Below are 895 nucleotides of genomic sequence, written 5' to 3'. Positions count from 1 at the left end.
CACCACATCCACCCGCTCCAACGCCACCGCATCACCCAGGACCTCAAGAAGCGGCAGGTCGAGATGAGGCTTCAACGCCGCCGCACACTCCCGCATCCGCGCGGCGAACACCGGCGAATCCGCCAGCAACTCCGCCGCCATACCCACCCACTGCGCCCCCTGCCCCGGGAACACGAACACCACCCGTGGCTCGGTGTCGTCGCCGCGTACCTCACCGCTGGCACCAGTGCCGCGGGCCAGCGCCCGTACCGCGTCCAGGAGTTCGTCCCGACCCGTACCCGCGACCACCGCCCGATGCTCATGCACCGCACGGCCGCTCACCAACGAGGCCCCGACATCGACGGGAGACACCTCCGGCCGCGACTCCACGAACGCCACCAGCCGCTCCGCCTGCCCCCGCAACGCCGCACCACTACGCCCCGACAACACCCACGGCACCACCCCGGACAGCACATCACGCTCGCCCCCCGACTCGGCCACAGCCGGAGCTTCCTCCACGATCACATGCGCGTTCGTCCCACTGATCCCGAACGACGACACACCCGCACGCCGCAGACGACCGGTGTCCGGCCAGTCGAGTGACTCCGCCAGGAGCCTCACGGTGCCCGGGGACCAGTCGACATGCGGCGAGGGTTCCCCGGCGTGCAGCGAAGCGGGCAGCACACCGTGCCGCATCATCTGCACCGCCTTGATCACGCCACCGACGCCCGCGGCGGCCTGGGTGTGCCCGATGTTGGACTTCAGCGACCCCAGCCACAACGGCCGCTCCGGATCCCGCCCCCGCCCATACGTGGCGAGCAGCGCGTCAGCCTCGATCGGGTCGCCGAGGGTCGTTCCCGTGCCGTGTGCCTCGACCGCGTCCACCTCGTCCGCGGACAACCCCGCGTCGGCCAAA

General features: G+C 71.1%; 1 protein-coding gene. It reads right to left on the bottom strand.

The genetic code is table 11. The features are described 5' to 3' along the window. The coding region (locus NQU54_RS48635; protein ID WP_257636668.1) for an acyltransferase domain-containing protein at positions 1–895 on the bottom strand (895 nt) is incomplete at both ends.

This window comes from Streptomyces malaysiensis subsp. samsunensis, from assembly GCF_024519315.1.
Taxonomy (GTDB): Bacteria; Actinomycetota; Actinomycetes; order Streptomycetales; family Streptomycetaceae; genus Streptomyces; species Streptomyces malaysiensis.
The sequence above is the reverse complement of the archived record's forward strand: the minus strand, read 5'-3'. Positions and strand labels throughout refer to the sequence as shown.